The 19,226-nt window shown below is 46.2% G+C and carries 19 protein-coding genes and 1 tRNA gene; 13 read left to right on the top strand and 7 right to left on the bottom strand.

Features of this window, described 5'->3' with window-relative positions; genetic code table 11:
• Window positions 1-2 precede the first annotated feature (2 nt).
• Window positions 3-75: transfer RNA gene (locus R8N47_RS22845), tRNA-Gly, on the bottom strand.
• A 156-nt stretch (window positions 76-231) separates the two neighbouring features.
• Window positions 232-777: an oligoribonuclease gene (gene orn, locus R8N47_RS22840; protein ID WP_017635574.1), complete on the bottom strand. Its 546-nt coding sequence runs from the start codon at window positions 775-777 to the stop codon at window positions 232-234.
• Window positions 778-906: 129 nt separating this feature from the next.
• On the opposite strand from orn, the gene rsgA reads away from it, so the two are divergent.
• The 4 genes from rsgA to R8N47_RS22820 all read left to right on the top strand — a co-directional run bounded on the left by rsgA (window position 907) and on the right by R8N47_RS22820 (window position 5,547).
• Window positions 907-1,971: a small ribosomal subunit biogenesis GTPase RsgA gene (rsgA, locus tag R8N47_RS22835; protein ID WP_005386419.1), complete on the top strand. Its 1,065-nt coding sequence runs from the start codon at window positions 907-909 to the stop codon at window positions 1,969-1,971.
• Between the two features lie 116 nt (window positions 1,972-2,087).
• Window positions 2,088-2,945: an archaetidylserine decarboxylase gene (asd, locus tag R8N47_RS22830; protein ID WP_054730418.1), complete on the top strand. Its 858-nt coding sequence runs from the start codon at window positions 2,088-2,090 to the stop codon at window positions 2,943-2,945.
• A gap of 166 nt (window positions 2,946-3,111) precedes the next feature.
• The gene (locus R8N47_RS22825) at window positions 3,112-4,527 is read left to right on the top strand and encodes an SLC13 family permease (RefSeq protein ID WP_064354377.1); all 1,416 of its coding nucleotides are present in this window, start codon (window positions 3,112-3,114) and stop codon (window positions 4,525-4,527) included.
• A gap of 132 nt (window positions 4,528-4,659) precedes the next feature.
• The gene (locus R8N47_RS22820) at window positions 4,660-5,547 is read left to right on the top strand and encodes a DMT family transporter (RefSeq protein ID WP_064354378.1); all 888 of its coding nucleotides are present in this window, start codon (window positions 4,660-4,662) and stop codon (window positions 5,545-5,547) included.
• 82 nt (window positions 5,548-5,629) lie between these two features.
• Here the strand turns inward: R8N47_RS22820 and gpmM are convergent, their stop codons facing one another.
• On the bottom strand, window positions 5,630-7,162 hold the full coding sequence (gpmM, locus tag R8N47_RS22815) for a 2,3-bisphosphoglycerate-independent phosphoglycerate mutase (RefSeq protein WP_064354379.1): 1,533 nt from the start codon (window positions 7,160-7,162) through the stop codon (window positions 5,630-5,632).
• Window positions 7,163-7,709: 547 nt separating this feature from the next.
• On the opposite strand from gpmM, the gene R8N47_RS22810 reads away from it, so the two are divergent.
• The 5 genes from R8N47_RS22810 to R8N47_RS22790 all read left to right on the top strand — a co-directional run bounded on the left by R8N47_RS22810 (window position 7,710) and on the right by R8N47_RS22790 (window position 12,140).
• On the top strand, window positions 7,710-8,144 hold the full coding sequence (locus tag R8N47_RS22810) for a rhodanese-like domain-containing protein (protein ID WP_005386415.1): 435 nt from the start codon (window positions 7,710-7,712) through the stop codon (window positions 8,142-8,144).
• A 225-nt stretch (window positions 8,145-8,369) separates the two neighbouring features.
• Complete coding sequence (secB, locus tag R8N47_RS22805; protein ID WP_005386410.1) at window positions 8,370-8,834, top strand: protein-export chaperone SecB; 465 nt, start codon at window positions 8,370-8,372, stop codon at window positions 8,832-8,834.
• A gap of 195 nt (window positions 8,835-9,029) precedes the next feature.
• A complete protein-coding gene (gpsA, locus tag R8N47_RS22800) occupies window positions 9,030-10,067 on the top strand; it encodes an NAD(P)H-dependent glycerol-3-phosphate dehydrogenase (protein WP_064354380.1) in 1,038 nt (345 codons plus the stop codon).
• Between the two features lie 78 nt (window positions 10,068-10,145).
• Window positions 10,146-10,967, top strand: a complete 822-nt coding sequence (gene cysE, locus R8N47_RS22795) for a serine O-acetyltransferase (protein WP_005381475.1) — start codon at window positions 10,146-10,148, stop codon at window positions 10,965-10,967.
• Between the two features lie 27 nt (window positions 10,968-10,994).
• Window positions 10,995-12,140 carry a murein hydrolase activator EnvC family protein gene (locus R8N47_RS22790; protein ID WP_005381476.1) on the top strand — a complete coding sequence of 382 codons (1,146 nt, stop codon included), beginning with the start codon at window positions 10,995-10,997 and terminating at the stop codon, window positions 12,138-12,140.
• A 73-nt stretch (window positions 12,141-12,213) separates the two neighbouring features.
• Here the strand turns inward: R8N47_RS22790 and R8N47_RS22785 are convergent, their stop codons facing one another.
• The 4 genes from R8N47_RS22785 to epmA form a co-directional block, all read right to left on the bottom strand.
• Window positions 12,214-13,170 carry an acetyltransferase gene (locus R8N47_RS22785; protein ID WP_017821834.1) on the bottom strand — a complete coding sequence of 319 codons (957 nt, stop codon included), beginning with the start codon at window positions 13,168-13,170 and terminating at the stop codon, window positions 12,214-12,216.
• Between the two features lie 144 nt (window positions 13,171-13,314).
• On the bottom strand, window positions 13,315-13,950 hold the full coding sequence (locus R8N47_RS22780) for a TetR/AcrR family transcriptional regulator (protein WP_005381480.1): 636 nt from the start codon (window positions 13,948-13,950) through the stop codon (window positions 13,315-13,317).
• 21 nt (window positions 13,951-13,971) lie between these two features.
• Window positions 13,972-14,346 carry a VanZ family protein gene (locus tag R8N47_RS22775; protein ID WP_064354381.1) on the bottom strand — a complete coding sequence of 125 codons (375 nt, stop codon included), beginning with the start codon at window positions 14,344-14,346 and terminating at the stop codon, window positions 13,972-13,974.
• Between the two features lie 9 nt (window positions 14,347-14,355).
• Entirely contained in the window at window positions 14,356-15,327 is a 972-nt protein-coding gene (gene epmA / locus R8N47_RS22770) for an elongation factor P--(R)-beta-lysine ligase (protein ID WP_005381485.1), read from the bottom strand.
• A 435-nt stretch (window positions 15,328-15,762) separates the two neighbouring features.
• Here epmA and frdA point away from each other — a divergent pair, with 435 nt between their 5' ends.
• The 4 genes from frdA to frdD are packed head-to-tail and all read left to right on the top strand — an operon-like array spanning window position 15,763 to window position 19,095.
• Entirely contained in the window at window positions 15,763-17,562 is a 1,800-nt protein-coding gene (frdA, locus tag R8N47_RS22765; protein ID WP_005381487.1) for a fumarate reductase (quinol) flavoprotein subunit, read from the top strand.
• On the top strand, window positions 17,562-18,320 hold the full coding sequence (locus tag R8N47_RS22760) for a succinate dehydrogenase/fumarate reductase iron-sulfur subunit (RefSeq protein ID WP_005381489.1): 759 nt from the start codon (window positions 17,562-17,564) through the stop codon (window positions 18,318-18,320). The genes frdA and R8N47_RS22760 overlap by 1 nt, the downstream gene beginning before the upstream one ends.
• 2 nt (window positions 18,321-18,322) lie before the next feature.
• Window positions 18,323-18,706, top strand: a complete 384-nt coding sequence (frdC, locus tag R8N47_RS22755) for a fumarate reductase subunit FrdC (protein ID WP_005381491.1) — start codon at window positions 18,323-18,325, stop codon at window positions 18,704-18,706.
• An 11-nt stretch (window positions 18,707-18,717) separates the two neighbouring features.
• Window positions 18,718-19,095: a fumarate reductase subunit FrdD gene (gene frdD / locus R8N47_RS22750; protein ID WP_064354382.1), complete on the top strand. Its 378-nt coding sequence runs from the start codon at window positions 18,718-18,720 to the stop codon at window positions 19,093-19,095.
• Window positions 19,096-19,226: the final 131 nt, after the last annotated feature.

Raw genomic sequence — 19,226 nt, 5'->3', positions numbered from 1 at the left:
GGAGCGACACACGAGGTTCGAACTCGTGACCTCAACCTTGGCAAGGTTGCGCTCTACCAACTGAGCTAGTGTCGCATCAACAACGTTTCCGCTGTTTAGGGCTGCGAATTATAAGAGCATTTTTTTGTGATGCAAGTCCTTCCTTCAAAAAAACTTTATTTTTTTACTGAACGACGAAAAAGCAATCAAAAGCGATATAAATTACAACAATTTGGATCGCAACCTTAACAGTTAAATCTTGAAAATAGTACCTCGATAGTACTTAAGTTCTGCGATGGACTCACGAATGTCGTCCAAGGCCAAATGTGTTCCCTGTTTTGTGAACCCATTTAGCACCTCAGGTTGCCAGCGACGTGCTAGTTCTTTAAGAGTACTAACGTCAACATATCGGTAATGGAAGAACTCTTCCAACTCAGGCATGTGCTTGTATAAAAAGCGACGATCCTGCCCAATGCTGTTACCACATATTGGCGACGCCCCTTTTGGCACCCATTTTTCTAAAAATTCAATGGTTTGTGCGACTGCGTCTTGTTCTGAGATTTGACTGTTTCGAACGCGCTCCACCAAACCGCTTGCCGTATGCGTATTAGTACACCAGTCGTCCATTTTCGCTAGTTCTTCTTCCGGCTGATGAATCGCTAACACTGGACCTTCAGCCAAAATATTTAGTTCGCTATCCGTGACAATAGAAGCAATTTCGATGATTTTGTGCGTTTCAGGATCAAGCCCTGTCATCTCTAAATCAACCCAAATTAGGTTTTGATCGCTAAAGGACATGGTTACGCCGCCTATTTGTTTATCGATAAAAGAGGTACTATACCTCAAAATACGAGAAACACGATACTCATACACGGAGCCAAGAGTACGGCTCAACCATTTGAGTAAATTCACATAAAGTACAGAATTGTGGCAAAGAAGAAAAAGTTAACCAAAGGTCAGGTGCGACGCGTACGTAGCAACCAACAAAAGCGTTTGAAGAAGCAAGAAGATTCCATCCAGTGGGATGAAAACATGCTAGGCGCCAGCAAGCAAGGTCTCGTGATCACTCGTTTTGGTCAGCACGCGGACATTGAAGACCTTGAAACAGGCGAAATTCAACGCTGTAACCTCCGCCGTGGTATTGAGTCTCTAGTATCTGGCGATCGTGTTTTATGGCGCGAAGGATTGGAGTCTATGGCGGGCATCTCTGGTGTTGTTGAAGCGGTAGAACCTCGCTCTTCAGTGCTCACTCGTCCAGATTATTACGATGGCCTAAAACCCGTTGCAGCCAATATTGATCAAATGGTCATTGTCTCTTCGGTATTACCAGAGCTATCGCTAAATATTATTGACCGCTATCTCGTTGCATCAGAAACACTGAATATTGCGCCATTGTTGGTCTTAAATAAGGTCGACCTTCTAGAAGCCGATGACCGTGCCATGTATGAAGAATGGCTCAAAGAATATGAACGTATTGGCTATAAAGTGCTTCTGGTCAGCAAGAAGTCTGGAGAAGGCATTGCTGAACTAGAAACCCTGCTGCGTGACCGAATTAATATCTTTGTTGGTCAATCAGGCGTAGGGAAATCCAGCTTAGTCAACGCGTTAATGCCGGAACTAGAGAGCGAAGTGGAAGAAGGCGAAGTCTCTGAGAACTCTGGCTTGGGCCAACACACCACGACGGCTGCACGTTTATACCACATTCCAACGGGTGGCGATTTGATCGACTCACCTGGAGTACGTGAATTTGGTCTTTGGCATTTGGAAGCAGAAGAAGTAACAAAAGCATTCGTTGAATTTCGACCATATTTAGGCGGTTGCAAGTTCCGAGATTGTAAACACAATGATGACCCAGGCTGCCTTCTACGCGAAGCTGTCGAGAACGGGGAAATTAACGAAACTCGCTTTGAAAACTATCATCGCATTTTGGAAAGCATGGTTGAAAACAAAGCAAATCGTCAGTATTCACGTAATAAAAAAGCCGATCTGTAATTGAGTTAAGGCTGTAACTGTGTAAAAAGTCTTCACCTAATACTGACAAGCAAATTAAATTTCAGTAACATCACGCGCCCTAAAGCGCGAATCTAACAGAAGTATCGGAATTAAAGATGGACAAGTTTAAAGTTGGACTGCAGTACTGGATCCCACAACACGGCCTCACTCGCCTAATGGGTAAACTGGCTTCAGCAAAAGCTGGCGGTCTAACAACAGCAGTTATTCGTTGGTTTATCAAACAATACAATGTGAATATGGATGAGGCAAAGCACTCAGATCCTAAGCATTTTAAAACGTTCAACGAGTTTTTCGTTCGTGAGCTAAAAGAAGGCACACGCCCAATTTCTGAAGGCGAAAACGTCATCACTCATCCAGCCGACGCTTGTGTTAGCCAGTTTGGCCCTATTGAAGATGGTCAACTTATCCAAGCAAAAGGTCATCACTTCTCAGCGCAAGAATTGCTGGGCGGTGACGCGAATTTAGCGGACGAATTTAAAGATGGTTCTTTTGCCACATTGTATCTATCTCCGCGCGATTACCACCGTGTACACATGCCATGTGACGGCACTCTGCGCCAAATGATTTACGTACCAGGTGACCTGTTCTCAGTAAACCCTCTGACAGCAGAAAACGTACCGAACCTATTTGCTCGTAACGAGCGTGTGGTGTGTATCTTCGATACTGAGTTTGGTCCAATGGCACAGGTGCTTGTTGGTGCGACAATTGTTGGTAGCATTGAGCAAGTATGGGCTGGCACTATCACTCCGCCTCGTGGAAACACTGTCTACAAATGGGATTACCCAGCAGAGGGTGACAAGGCCGTGATCTTGAAAAAAGGCGAAGAGATGGGCCGCTTCAAACTGGGTTCTACTGTTATTAACCTGTTTGCCAAAGACGCGATTGAGTTTGACGCAAGCATGGAAAACGGTAAGCCAACCGTTATGGGCACACCTTACGCCTTGAAAAAATAAGTAAAACACCGTTAAAGAGCCCTTTATTAAGGGCTCTTTTTATTGATAAAAAGCAAAACTCCGTTCGAAATTTAGCCTCTATTTCTCAAACTCATACCTGCCTCTAAGACCCTCATTCCACAATCAATTATCCTGCGCTTAGAATGAATATTTAGAGGGGCAGCCAATGCCAAAGATGAGTGTAAACACGTTGGCGAAATTGCTGGTGTGCTTTTTAATTCCGCTCGGTGTTTTGATGATGCCGATAGATGCTATTCCTATTAACGATCTCACTTTAATTCAGCATCGCCTGTTGGCTATTTTTCTTCTTGCTGCCCTACTTTGGGTTCTCGAGCCGGTTCCCGTTTTTGCTACGTCCATTCTTATTATCGCTCTTGAACTGATCATGATATCGGATAAAGGTTTGCATCTATTTCGCAATCCACCAGCGGGGCATGATTTAGGAGAGTTAATTGCTTACACCGATATTTTCTCGGCCTTCTCTTCACCGATCATTATTCTTTTTATGGGTGGTTTTGCTCTCGCGATTGCGGCTTCCAAATACGAGCTCGACAACAACCTCGCCCGAGTTCTATTAAAACCATTCGGCACACAACCTAAGTTCATCATGCTGGGCTTGATGTTAATTACCGCCGTTTTTTCAATGTTTATGTCCAATACTGCCACGACCGTGATGATGCTAGCCCTGCTTGGCCCCATCGTCGCTTCAGCACCTAAAGGGGATTTAGGCATTAAAGCACTGGTGTTGTGTATTCCAATTGCCGCGAATACAGGCGGCATTGCGACTCCGATAGGCACGCCACCTAATGCGATAGCGCTTCAATATCTCACTGGAGAAAACGCGATAGACTTCCTATCGTGGATGACAATGGGTCTACCATTTGTGTTGGTACAACTCACTGTAGCTTGGTTCTTGTTGCAAAAGCTGTTTCCGTCTAGCGAACCAGAAATGAAACTAAAGCTAGATGGTACATTCAAAAGGAGCTGGCGTGCGATCGTCGTCTACATCACTTTTGCACTAACCATTGTGCTTTGGATGACAACGAAAGTGCATGGCATGAATACATACGTTGTCGCGATTATCCCACTAGCAGTGTTCACGTTAACGGGCATTATGGGAAAAGAAGAGCTCAAGCTGATTAACTGGGATGTTTTATGGCTAGTTGCCGGTGGTATCGCAATTGGTATTGCCTTAGACAAAACGGGCTTAGCCGAAGCATTAGCGCACGCCATTGATTACAGCCTGCTATCACCATTTGCCGTTGTTTTAGCCCTATCGGTAGTGTGCTGGTTAATGGCGAACTTTATGTCTAATACCGCAACGGCAAACTTATTGATGCCTATTGCTGCCGCTATTGGTACATCCATGCCAAGCCTTATTGCGGTTGGTGGCCTACAAGGTTTACTGGTTGTCGTCGCCTTCTCCGCATCACTTGGCATGATCTTACCGGTTTCCACACCACCAAACTCTTTGGCTTATTCAACAGGCCTCATCGAGAGCAAAGACATGGCGAAAGTGGGGCTGATTCTTGGTTTGATTGGTCTACTTATCGTGTATGGCGCAGTTTTGGTACTGTTTTAATCGAAGAGCTCCATGAAAAAGCGTGTTGTCATGGAGCTGCTCTCCAGCTACTGCCCTTACAGAGCGGCTTTTACATCCCATAAATTTCGTGCATATTAAGACTCCTCTACTCTACAAGGACGTCGACACATCATGGGTTACGAATGGCTTGCTTTATGCTCCGCTTTTCTGTGGGCAGTTTCTAGCCTAATTTCGGTCATTCCTGCACAACACCTAGGCGCATTTTCTTACAGCCGCTGGCGTATGGGCTGCACAGCCGTGATCTTATCAACAATGGCCTGGATAACTGGCGGCTGGTTAACGGTTTCTTGGGAACATGTAACGCCAATGATGGCCTCAGGACTGATTGGTATTTTTATTGGCGATACCGCTCTATTCGCGTGTTTGAATCGTATGGGGCCAAGACAAGCCGGGTTACTCTTCTCTTGCCACGCCGTGTTCTCTGCCATCTTGGGCTACTTCTTATTTAGCGAAGTCATGACCACAATAGAACTACTGGGCGCATCATTGGTATTTAGCGGCGTGGTGATGGCGATATTCTTTGGCCGAAGAGGTCAAGTGAATAACGTCTTGGAAGACATTAAAGGTAACATCTGGGTGGGTATTGGACTTGGCTTAACCGCAGCAATGTGCCAAGCATTGGGCGGCATCATCGCCAAGCCAGTAATGCAAACCAGTATTGACCCAGTTGCGGCTTCTGCTATTCGAATGATCAGTGCCTTTTTCGCCCACAGCATGTTGTTAATTCTAGGGGTCAAAGTCGCTCGCTCGACGCAACACATTACTTGGCGCGTATTTGGTATTACTGCACTTAATGGTTTCTTGGCGATGGCCGTCGGCATGACGCTAATCTTATACGCACTGCAAGAAGGAAATGTAGGTATGGTTGCACTGCTATCTTCAACCACGCCAATTATGTTGCTACCACTGCTCTGGATTTACACGAAACGCCGACCAAACCGATTTGCATGGTTGGGCGCAGCCCTAGCTGTGATTGGTGCGGGCATATTGGTTCAGTAACCTTACAGACCAGCCCTTACTGCCAGATACAAAAAAGCCCGAGTTTAAACTCGGGCTTTTGTCATTCGGAGCCGTTAGTTAATCATTTAACTAGTACTTCACCCGTCATTTCTGCTGGGATTTCTAGACCAGCTAGAGAAAGCATGGTTGGTGCAAGGTCAGACAGTTTACCGCCTTCTTTGAATTCAACCGCTTTGTCACCTACATAGATTAGAGGTACTGGTAGGTTAGTGTGAGCAGTGTGGATGCCGCCAGTTTCAGGGTCGATCATCATTTCTGCGTTACCGTGGTCCGCAGTGATCAATAGTTGACCGCCAACTTCTTTGATTGCTTCAACCACTTTACCCACACTTTCATCTAGAGCTTCGATTGCTTTCTCAGCCGCTTCATAAACGCCAGTGTGACCAACCATATCTGCGTTCGGGTAGTTACAGATGATGGTATCGAACTTACCAGACTTGATAGCCGCAACCATCTTATCTGTTAGTTCTGGAGAGCTCATTTCAGGCTGCATGTCGTACGTTGCAACTTTTGGAGAAGCAACCAATTGACGCTCTTCGCCTTCAAATTCGTTCTCAACACCACCGTTGAAGAAGAAAGTCACGTGTGCGTATTTCTCTGTTTCAGAGATACGTAGCTGAGTTTGACCTTGTTTAGATAGCCACTCACCGTAAGTGTTTTCTAGAGACGCAGGTGGGAATGCGATAGCTAGAGGGATATCAGCCGCGTATTGAGTCAGCATCACAAAGTTGATTGCTGGGAATACTGCACGCTCAAAGCCGTCAAATGCAGGAACGAATGCACGAGTGATTTGACGTGCACGGTCAGCACGGTAGTTCATGAAGATAACCGCATCACCATCTTGCATGATTGCGTCTTCTTGACCTTCTGCTTTGATAGCTGTTGCTTTAACGAATTCGTCGTTTTCTTCACGAGCGTAAGCCGCTTCTAGACCTGCAACTGCCGTTTCTGCTGTGAACTCAGCTTTAGCTTGAGTTAGAAGATCGTAAGCAACTTGGACGCGATCCCAATTGTTGTCACGGTCCATTGCGTAGTAACGACCTACTAGAGAAGCAACGCGGCCTTTACCTAGTTTCGCAAATAGGTCTTGGAAACGTTGTAGTGAGTTTTCAGCACTACGTGGTGGTGTGTCACGGCCGTCTAGGAAGCAGTGTAGGTAGATTTTCTCTGCGCCACGCGCCGCTGCCATTTCAACTGCAGCGTAAATGTGGTCTTCGTGAGAGTGAACACCGCCTGGAGACATCAGGCCCATGATGTGTACTGCTTTTTCAGCTTTCACTGCAGAGTCGATAGCTTCAACTAGCGCAGGCGTTTCTTCGAACTCACCATCCGCAATTGATTTAGTGATACGAGTCAGGTCTTGGTATACAACGCGGCCTGCACCAATGTTAGTGTGACCAACTTCAGAGTTACCCATTTGACCATCAGGAAGGCCAACATCCATGCCTGAAGCAGAGATTAATGTGTGTGGGTTATTCGCAATCAGAGCATCCATTACTGGTGTTTTCGCATTCGCAATTGCGTTACTTGCTGTGTCTTCACGGTAACCGTAACCGTCAAGGATAACTAGAGCCAGTGGCTTCTTAGCTGACATAGTGATGACCTCATCAAATTTAAGTAACTTTTGGCGTAGGGCCTCGCTGCCCTATCTAACCTTGAAACAAAACTAGCGTAATTTTACTACACTTTTTAACCAAAACTGTAGGTTAAGATCAAATAATGTTTGCGATTTATTGTTGCTATCTTACAAGTTAAGCGAACAACGAGTCAGTGCCGACAATCGTGTTCCACAAGCATAGTCATTTCTAATACGCTTTGTACACCCCAGTCTAAGTTCGGTTTTCTTACGCTTCTCATTCTTATTTTTGCACTTGAAACAGCGCTAATTTAAAGCAACATCAAACAAGATGGGTTAATACCTATTGTTCTCTTTTCTCAGTAAAACAGAAGTCACTTAAACCGATAAGTCCAATAGGCAAAAGCAATCAAGCTACCAGAGCGAAATGTACGGATAGTAAGGGCATAACGGGTTTATAGAGATCTCAATTATTCGTTAGAAAATTTTAACCCTCTCGCCTAAGAGCCGTAACCTCGCTATACTCCTGCTTTATTTTTCCGCCAACAGCGTAAGAGCTCAAGACATGCAAGAGTACATTGAATTTTTCCAACAGAACATGATTCTATCTTTGGTTTGGGTAGGTCTTCTTGTCGCCTTTATCATGAACATCGTGAAATCAGCGACAGCCGCATACAAAGAAATCAACGTAAACCAACTGACTCATCTTATGAACCGTGAAAACGGCGTTGTAGTGGATATCCGTACCAAAGACGAGTTCAAAAAAGGTCATATCACCGACTCACTTCACATTTTACCGTCAGACATCAAAGCGGGTAACTTGGGTAGCCTTGAAAACCACAAATCAGACCCAATCATTGTTGTATGTAAGACAGGACAGACCGCTCAAGAAAGCGCAAACCTACTAGTAAAAGCTGGCTTCGAAAACGTGAGCCTACTAAAAAATGGTTTGATTGCGTGGAACGAAGCGAACCTGCCGTTAGTTCGCGGTAAGAAGTAGGAACGTGGCAAGAACGAAAGTTCGCGTTTAAACGCGCTTTTACCAAGCCTCGCGGACAAAAAACTGAGCAAATTGAAAGCAGTTGGAGCATTAAGTTGTGACGCTTTGCACGTAATACACGCTTCATCTAGTCAAGGTAGATTGGCTCAGTTAGTCTCAGGACATACCAGTTTTCTGAGCTTAGACGTTTCTAGGCTCAACAAATATTGATTTAAGGATTAAAAAATGGCTGAAGCAGCACCTCAAGACGCACAACAAAACTTCGCAATTCAACGCATCTTCCTAAAAGACGTTTCTTTTGAAGCGCCGAACTCTCCAGTAATTTTCCAGAAAGAGTGGAACCCAGACGTTAAACTAGACCTAGACACTCAAAGCCGTGAGCTTGGTGAAGGCGTTTACGAAGTTGTTCTACGCCTAACCGTTACTGTGAAGAACGAAGAAGAGACTGCGTTCCTATGTGAAGTTCAACAAGGTGGTATCTTCACTGCTGAACAAATGGAAGCTGGTCAACTTGCACATTGCCTAGGCGCATTCTGCCCGAACATCCTATTCCCATACGCTCGTGAAACTATCTCAAGCCTAGTCGTTAAAGGTACGTTCCCTCAACTGAACCTAGCGCCAGTAAACTTTGACGCGCTATTCATGAACTACCTACAACAGCAAGCTCAACAAGGCGAAGCTGAAGCGTAATTCACGTTTTATAAGTGACGAATAGCCACAGTGCTGACGTCACCCACTCAAATAAAATGCACAGAGCGTCTACCATTCGATGCAATGTGCATTTTTTATTTCTGACAAAAGTTCCTAGTTCCTAATCGCCAGAAGGCGTAAAATTTGACGATTAGGAACTAGATTCTACTAGTAGCAAGACAATTAGGCGGTAGCATGACACAAGCAAATACAAACAATGCTTACGGTAAAGACATCGCAATGACTGTGATTGGCGCAGGCTCATACGGCACCTCTTTGGCAATTTCACTCGCTCGTAACGGCGCGAACGTTGTCCTTTGGGGACACGAGCCAGAGCACATGGCTCGCCTAGAAGCAGACCGAGCTAACCATGCCTTCTTACCAGGTGTTGATTTCCCTGAAAGCTTGATCATTGAATCGGATTTAGAAAAAGCCGTTCAAGCAAGCCGAGATTTGTTGGTTGTGGTTCCAAGCCATGTCTTTGGCATCGTGCTAAACAGCTGTAAACCATTCTTGCGCGAAGACTCTCGCATCTGTTGGGCAACCAAAGGGCTTGAACCTGAAACGGGGCGCCTGCTGAAAGACGTCGCTTATGACATTATCGGTGAAAACTACTCACTAGCAGTATTGTCTGGCCCAACGTTTGCGAAAGAGCTCGCAATGGGTATGCCGACTGCAATTTCAGTTGCGTCTCCAGATTCTGAATTTGTTGCGGATCTACAAGAAAAAATCCACTGTAGCAAAACCTTCCGCGTATACGCCAATAGTGACTTTATTGGTATGCAATTGGGCGGCGCTGTGAAAAACGTTATTGCGATTGGTGCAGGTATGTCTGATGGTATCGGTTTTGGCGCCAACGCCCGTACTGCATTAATTACTCGTGGCTTGGCTGAAATGAGTCGCCTTGGTGCTGCGCTGGGTGCACAGCCAGAAACCTTTATGGGCATGGCGGGTTTAGGCGATCTTGTCCTGACATGTACCGATAACCAATCACGTAACCGACGCTTTGGCTTGGCATTAGGCCAAGGTAAAGACGTTGATACGGCTCAAGAAAAAATTGGTCAAGTGGTTGAAGGTTACCGCAATACAAAAGAAGTATGGCTACTTTCTCAACGTATGGGTGTTGAGATGCCGATAGTTGATCAAATTTATCAAGTATTGTATCAAGGAAAAGATGCGCGCTTAGCAGCGCAAGATTTACTTGCTCGTGACAAAAAAGCCGAAGGAAAGTAGCAATCTACCGCCCTTTGCAGCTCATCTGAGAAAAATTGAAGTTGTCGGGTCACGGAAGAACCACTCTGGATATTGAGAATGAAACACTGCGAAAAACAAAAAGTCTGGAACAAAATTGTCTCAGAAGCCCGTGAAATGTCAGAACAAGAGCCTATGCTGGCAAGCTTCTATCATGCCACCATTATCAAGCATGAAAGTTTGTGTGCCGCTCTGAGTTATATTCTGGCTAACAAATTGAACACCGCTTCCATGCCAGCGATGGCTGTGCGTGAAGTGGTTGAAGAAGCCTTTGCGGCTGATCCAACCATCACTGACGGTGCGGCTTGTGATATTTGTGCCACGGTCAATCGCGACCCTGCTGTTTCAATGTATTCAATGCCATTGCTGTACCTAAAAGGCTATCACGCACTGCAAGGCTACCGAGTAGCAAACTGGCTGTGGAAGCAAGGTCGTCACGCTCTTGCGACTTACCTACAAAATCAGATTTCGGTAGCATGTCAGGTCGATATTCACCCTGCAGCGCGCATTGGTAGTGGTATCATGCTCGACCATGCAACAGGCATCGTGATTGGTGAAACTGCCGTGGTCGAAAACGACGTGTCTATACTGCAAGATGTCACCCTTGGTGGTACTGGTAAAGAATGCGGTGATCGTCACCCGAAAATTCGCGAGGGTGTGATGATCGGAGCTGGTGCAAAGATTCTTGGCAATATCGAAGTCGGTGAAGGCGCGAAAATCGGATCTTGCTCTGTGGTATTGCAAGCCGTGCCTCCTCACACAACGGTGGCTGGCGTGCCTGCAAAAATCGTCGGACGTCCAAAAACGGACAAACCCTCTCTCGATATGGATCAAGGCTTTAACGGCAAGTCGCAAAGCTTTATCCATGGAGATGGTATTTAATCGTCAACAAACCTTTTTGACAACAACGTGGTAGGTAACTCTCAAGTGCGAAAACAAAATCACCCTGTTCTACGCTCGGCTATTTTATTAACTTGTGCTTTATCTGCCACTTATCCCATTACCTCCTCTGCTGTGAGTCAGCAAGAGCTCAAAGGCGTATCCAGTGAGATAAGCCGTCAGCGCAAATCGCTCTCTTCCCAAGAAAAGCAGCTCAATGAGTTACAGAAATCACTAAAAGATCAAGAGCTTGGTATTTCTAAGCTTGAGCGTGAAATACGACAAACCAAGTCTAACCTCGCACAAGCAGACAAAAACATAGAAAACCTGGAAGAGAAAATTGCCTTGCAAGAAGCACAGCGTCAAGAGCAAGAAGAAGAACTCAAACAGCTGCTGCAAACGTATTACGTAACCGAGCGAGCGAAGGCCAATGGTCACTTGTTAAATCAAGGTGTGGAAGAAGACCGCATGAGCCAATACTTCCAGCATTTAGCTAAAGCACGTGCTGAAGTGATTGATGCGATCACCAAAATAACCCAAGAATTAGCGCACAACAAAAACCAGCTCGAGCTAGAAAAAGAGCAAATCGAGACTCTGCTCAAGCAGCAATCCGAAAAACGTACAGCGCTAGCGAGTACACAATCCAAGCGTAAGCAAACCCTGAATAAAATTCAGAGCAGTATCAAGAATGACAAACGCTACTTAGCCGAGCTGCAACGCAACGAAACCCGTTTAAAAGCAGAGATCGCCAAAGCAGCGAAGCGTAATGCGGTGCCAATGGACGGACTCGGCAAACAGCGCGGTAAGTTGCCTTGGCCACTCAAAGGCAGTGTGTTACACAACTTTGGTACGCGACAAACCGGGCAGGTAAACTGGAAGGGCATGGTGTTGTCTGCCAACTATGGTCAACAAGTGAAAGCCGTTTATCCTGGTACTGTCGTATTTGCTGAGTATCTGCGCGGATACGGTTTAGTGGTACTGCTCGACCACGGAAAAGGTGACATGACCCTCTATGGTTACAACCAAGCGTTAACTAAAAAAGAAGGCGACCGAGTCACCGCCGGCGAAGTGATTGCTCTCGCGGGTGATACAGGTGGTCAAGACAGACCATCGCTGTACTTCGAAATTCGTCGTAATAGTGAAGCGCAGAATCCGAAATCTTGGTTAAAACGCTGATTATCTGACTCATAGACTTATAATAAAAAAGGAGCCACTCGGCTCCTTTTTTGTATTCATATTTTGGAAAATGCTATGCGTAGTAGGTTTCTACCGCATCAATAAAAGCATTCACATCATCTTTGCTTAACGCGTTGATTCCTGCCGCCGCCTCTCGCCCCCCACCTGTCGGGAACTGACCACACACGGCAACGGCACCTTGTTTATTGTTTAATGGGGCGCGGAGTGAAACCGTATAAGTACCATCTGCATTTTCAGTAAGTACCGCATGCGCAGAGTCAGGGGTTTGGTTTGCTAGCCAGTTGCCATAAACACCACTGATTCGGCGTGATGCCGCCGTGTTTGGTAACTCAAACAACTTCAGCTTACCACTCTCATGCATGGCAGGCACTGCGAGAGCCGCCTCCATGTCTTGTTGGTAAGCCGATTGCAATTGGTAGTATGGCGAGGCCGTATCTTCAATAGCTTCAAATGGTGACGTGTACTTCAGCAAAGCTCGGTACAGCTCCGCAGGGTGAAAGTGTAAATCTTCGACCTTCGATCCGTAGCCGTTGTAGTTAATTAAAGTACCCAGCTCTTTTAGCTGCTCTTTCTGTTGCTGCAACAAGCCCGCGTTATTCGCTAACTCATCGGCTTTAGCAATCATGTTATCGCCATAAGCCGCCGTAATCGCCCAGTCATGAAAACGCCCATCAAGCAACTTATCGACAATCAACGCCGTGCACATGTTGGCATCGAGATCGATGTGCGCATCCAAATTACCATGCTGAGGAATGTCGCCCGCTTTGTGATGATCGGCGTAAAAGACGTGCGCGCCTTGAGCCAAAGCTTGCTCTAGACCTGCCATGTTCTTTTCCATCGAAATGTCTAACACAGTCAGCTCATCACCCGCTTGCACGTCTACTTTTTCCACCAGCTTGATGTCGCGCTTTACACCGGTTATTAACTGGGCATCGACAGGATCAGCCAAACGCAATTGTAGAAGAGCAATGATGCCATCAGCATCACCATTAAAAATGTCGTAATTCATGGGGCGATAGTTCCTTTATCGAGAATCTTATCCCTGCAAGGGTTTTTAGCGTATGGGACTATTGTGCGTGGCATATTTGACAAGTCAACTCGAGCCACGACTCGAAAATGAGAGTGACTCTCGAAATATTAAGCAGTTTGACGTTTAACTGTGTAGATTGCTAACCGCATCTTCTAATAACAGTAGCTGCTCTAAGCCCTGCTCTGTTGCTAATGGCTTAACGACATTAAGCATCTGCAACATCCCTTGCTTCACCATTTGCTCAGTAATGTTGGTTTTTGAAGCCATCGCGGATTGATATGCCAACCAACTACACGCAATCAAGTGCAATGTACATACCAATGACTTCAACTGTTGTTGATCGACATTCAACAGCTTCATCGTTACGAACTCTTGCATAATAGCAATGAGGTTCGCTTGCAGCTTCTCTTGCACATCGATGTACTGTTCGTGTAGCTGTTCATCTCGTGACAAGATTTCTGGTAAGTTTGCGTAGAAAAAGCGGTATTTCCACATCAAGGTAAAAATAGAGTCTAGGTAGCTCTTCAGCATAGTCAGGCTCTCTTGCGAACCTTGAATAGGGGTAAATCTTTCTAAAAGTTCTGCTGAATAAAGCGCAAAGATCTCACGAACGATTTCTTGCTTATTGCGGAAGTGGTAATACAGATTACCAGGGCTAATTTCGATGTGATCGGCAATGTGATTGGTGGTGATGTTTCGCTCACCATGTTGGTTGAACAACTCCAGTGCCGCGTAGACGATTTTGTCGCGCGTTTTCATTGTTATCGTGTTCCCTCTTCATTAACGAATCGAGTATAGCGACTTCACCAACCTAGGTCGATAGAGGCTCCAAATACGGTAACATAACAGACCAGTTAAGATGCCAGTTGAGTTGGCGACAAGGTCTAACCAAGAAGTTTGTCGCCCTACATACCCTTGCAACCACTCAATAACGGCGCTGAATAGCAAAATACCAATCGCCACCGCCCAACGTTGACGCCAACGCCACACACAAAAACAACCTAAAAACGCAAAGCCGCTGTACGCCATAGCGTGCTGCATTTTGTCGAGATACGCGATATTACCCCGGTCTTGCAGTTCACCTGAACTCAGAGATAAAAAAGCGATCAATATGGCGTAGCTAAAGATGACGAAACGTGCAGCCGTCAGGTTCATTGGACGTCCTTATGCAATTGGAAATGGAAAGGCCGTCACTTGATCAATGTGGTCACAGCCCAGCGCCAGCATGATCAAACGATCGATACCCAACGCGACCCCTGCACAATCTGGCAACCCTGCTTCCAGTGCAGAGATCAGATGATAATCGATCGGCTGTGGTTTTAAACCCATTTCGATACGCTTTGCGTTATCTTGTTCAAAGCGCGCTAATTGCTCTTTCGGGTTATCCAGTTCATGAAATCCGTTCGCCAGCTCTATCCCCTTAAAGTACACTTCAAAACGATCCGCGACGCGATGATCTTGAGGATTGATTTTCGCAAGCGCCGCCTGTGATGCAGGGAAGTCGTACACAAAAGCTGGCACGTCCTGACCAATTTTGTTTTCTACTCCCACGCTAAATAGTAGTTGCAGCAGCGTATCGCGATCTTCTTCAGGCTCAGCAATGTCACTCAAACCCAGCTTGCTTGCCGCCGCTTTCAGCTCAGTCATCGAGCCTTCCAGTGGACACACACCCAACACATCAATGAAGGCTTGCTGATACGTCATGCGCTGCGCTGCGCCACACTTCAATACCAGCTGCAACAGGTCATCCATTTCATCCATCAATTTATGATGGTCAAAGCCAACGCGATACCACTCCAACATCGTGAATTCAGGGTTGTGGTAGCGACCATTCTCTTCATTACGAAATGCTTTGTTGATTTGATAAATACAACCGCTGCCCGCAGCCAAAAGGCGCTTCATATGGAACTCTGGGCTGGTCATAAAAAACAGCTTACTGCCATCGGCATAGCCTGGGCCAACAAACTCGGTTTGGAAAGTATGCAAATGAATGTCAGTCACGGTTGCGTGACTCATGGCTGGCGTATCGACTTCCATCACCTGTCGGTCAGCGAAGAATTGTCGAATCGACGCGATTAACGTCGCACGTTGACGAAGTTGGTCAATGGAAGCAGTAGGTTGCCAGTTGGTTTGCATAACAAGTCTCTCAAACTTTAATTCAGCGAGGAAAGCCTCATTCTACATGCTTTTTACTCTTCAAGAAGAGAGGAATATCCCTTCTTCTTTTTACTAATGTGCTCGCCAATTTGAGGCAAGCATTACTCGTGCCGCAGCACAAAAAACACTCAGTTAAAAACCTATTATCCATGCGGTTAATGTCACGCAACACAGGTTTAACATCCCTAATGTTAATGCTTGAGGGCCAAAACCTCGATGCCGTGATAGCAGTCACATAACCTATAAATTCTATGCCCTTAAGTGCATTACCGAAGCAAAAACCCAATTACATCAATTTTTCTGCCATGTGGCTCATCTACACTAACCCTACTACTTTTGGGGAGTTCTTTTTAAAGAGCGCCTCGTAATGACAATAACAAGCGGATTTCCGCAATCACACACTGGAGGATAACTGTGCAAATTATCACCACAGATATCGCAGTCATCGGCGCAGGCGGCGCTGGTCTTCGTACTGCTATTGCAGCGGCTGAAGCAAACCCAGACTTAGAAGTCGCTCTGATTTCTAAAGTTTATCCAATGCGCTCCCACACGGTCGCTGCAGAGGGTGGCTCAGCAGCAGTTATCAAGGATGAAGATAGCTTAGACAACCACTTCAACGACACTGTTGGCGGTGGTGACTGGCTATGTGAACAGGATGTTGTTGAATACTTTGTAGAGAACGCGACTCGCGAAATGATCCAAATGGAGCAATGGGGTTGCCCATGGAGTCGTAAAGAGAACGGTGAAGTCAACGTACGCCGCTTTGGTGGTATGAAGGTTGAACGTACTTGGTTCGCTGCAGACAAAACTGGCTTCCACATGCTTCATACGCTATTCCAGACATCAATGAAGTACAGCAACATCAAACGTTTTGATGAGTACTTTGTGGTGGATCTGCTTGTTGATGAAGGCGAAGTTCAAGGTCTGATTGCTATTCACATGTCTGAAGGCGAGCTTGTTACTATCAAAGCAAAATCGGTTGTTCTAGCAACAGGTGGCGCGGGCCGTGTTTACCACTGTAACACCAACGGTGGTATCGTAACGGGCGATGGTATGGCAATGGCTTACCGTCACGGCGTTCCTCTACGTGATATGGAATTCGTTCAATACCACCCAACCGGTCTTCCAGGCACAGGTATCCTGATGACGGAAGGTTGTCGTGGTGAAGGCGGTATCATCGTTAACAAGAACGGCTATCGTTACCTACAAGATTACGGCATGGGCCCTGAAACTCCAGTTGGCCAACCGAAGAACAAATACATGGAACTGGGTCCTCGTGACAAAGTTTCTCAAGCTTTCTGGCACGAACAACAGAAAGGCAACACCATCAAACACCCACTGGGTGACGTGGTGCACCTAGACCTTCGCCATCTTGGTGAAGAGTACCTACAAGAGCGTCTACCGTTCATCTGTGAGCTAGCAAAAGCTTACGTAAACGTGGACCCTGCAAAAGAGCCAATTCCAATTCGTCCAACCGTTCACTACACCATGGGTGGTATTGAAACGGACGGCGGTTGTGAAACTCGCATTAAAGGCCTATTCGCGGTGGGTGAATGTGCGTCTGTTGGTCTTCACGGTGCAAACCGTCTAGGTTCTAACTCACTGGCTGAGTTCGTGGTATTTGGCCGCGTAGCGGGTGAAAATGCAGTGAAACGCGCAGCAGAATTCAAAGGCTGGAACGACGCGGCAATTGACGCGCAAGTCAAAGCCGTTGAAGAGCGCATCGCGAAACTGATGAACCAAGAAGGCGACGAAAACTGGGCAGAAATACGCACAGAAATGGGCCACACCATGGAAGCGGGCTGTGGTATATACCGCCAAGAAGATTTGATGCAAGCGACTATCGACAAAATCACTGAGTTGAAAGAACGCTACAAACGCATCAGCATCAAAGACAAAGGTAAAGTGTTCAACACAGACCTTCTATACGCAATCGAAGTGGGTTACGGCCTAGAAGTCGCAGAAGCGATGGTTCACTCTGCGATTCTACGTAAAGAGTCGCGCGGCGCGCACCAACGTCTAGACGACGGTTGTACAGAACGTGATGACGTGAATTTCCTAAAACACTCACTTGCTTTCTACAAGCCAGAGTCAGCACCAAGTATCGATTACAGCAATGTGACCATCACTAAGTCACAGCCAAAAGCTCGTCTATACGGTGAAGCAGCAGAAAAAGCAGCGGCTGAAGAGAAGAACGCAGAGGAGCAAGCATAATGTCAGCAAATCGCATTCAAAAAGTAGACATCCTGCGTTACGACCCAGAGAAAGATGCAGAACCATACAAGCAAACATTCGAAGTCCCATTCGATGAAACCATGTCTGTACTTGACGCACTTGGTTACATCAAAGACCACCTAGACAAAGATCTGTCTTACCGTTGGTCTTGCCGTATGGCGATCTGTGGTTCTTGCGGCATCATGGTGAACAACGTACCGAAACTTGCTTGTAAGAGCTTCCTACGTGACTACCCAGACGGTGTGACTATCGAGCCTCTAGCGAACTTCCCAATCGAGAAAGACTTGATTGTTGATATGACGCCATTCATCGAGCGCCTAGAAGCAATCAAACCATACATCATTGGTAACGATCGTAAACCAGAAGACGGTACGAACTTGCAAACGCCAGAACAGATGGCGAAATACAAGCAATTCGCTGGCTGTATCAACTGTGGTCTGTGCTATGCAGCATGTCCTCAGTTTGGTCTTAACCCAGAGTTCATCGGTCCTGCTGCACTAACGCTAGCCCACCGCTACAACCTAGACAGCCGTGACAACGGTAAAGATGAGCGCATGAAGCTTATCAACGGTGAAAACGGTGCTTGGGGTTGTACGTTTGTTGGTTACTGTTCTGAAGTTTGTCCGAAGAACGTTGACCCAGCAGCGGCAGTAAACCAAGGCAAAGTGGAGTCTTCTATGGACTTCGTGATTGCTATGTTGAAACCTGATGGTTCACCAAAGAAAGTGGAGGCATAAGGATGAGCAATCGTAAACCTTACGTTCGTGAAGTAAAACGCACTTGGTGGAAGAACCATCCTTTCTACCGCTTCTACATGCTACGTGAAGCTACGGTGCTTCCGTTAATCCTATTCACTCTGTTCCTAACTTTCGGTTTAGGTTGCTTGGTGAAAGGTCCTGAAGCATGGCAAGGTTGGTTAGCATTCATGGCGAACCCAATCGTAGTCGCAATCAACATCGTTGCACTACTCGGTAGCCTATTCCACGCTCAAACTTTCTTCAGCATGATGCCACAAGTAATGCCAATTCGTTTGAAAGGCAAACCAGTGGACAAGAAGATCATCGTATTGACTCAGTGGGCCGCTGTTGCGTTTATCTCACTGATCGTTCTCATCGTGGTGTAAGGAGCTGAGCAATGAAACCGAATTATAGTGTAAACACATCACCAAAACGTTCTGATGAGCCAATCTGGTGGGGTCTGTTTGGCTCAGGTGGTACTTGGTTCGCGATGATCACGCCAATCACCGTTCTTGTGCTAGGTATCTTGGTCCCACTAGGCGTGATTGACGCAGAAGCGATGAGCTACGAGCGTGTCTCTGCCTTCGCAACCAGCATCATCGGTGCGCTATTCATCATTGGCACGCTAGCATTGCCAATGTGGCATGCAATGCACCGTGTACACCACGGCATGCACGACCTTAAATTCCACACTGGTGTGATTGGTAAAATTGCATGCTATGCATTTGCAGGCCTCATCACTGCACTAGCAGTTATCTTTATCTTCATGATTTAAGAGACTGACCAAAAAAGAAAAAGCTGGCTAAATGCCAGCTTTTTTATTGCTTTGGGTGTGCCGTCCTAAATAAGGTTGACACTTTCTCCCCCCAAAATTGGAGAGTGTTATGAAATCAACAACTAAAAGAA

The organism is Vibrio sp. 2132-1 (genome assembly GCF_033344315.1).
This window is presented reverse-complemented; position numbering and strand designations above follow the sequence as displayed.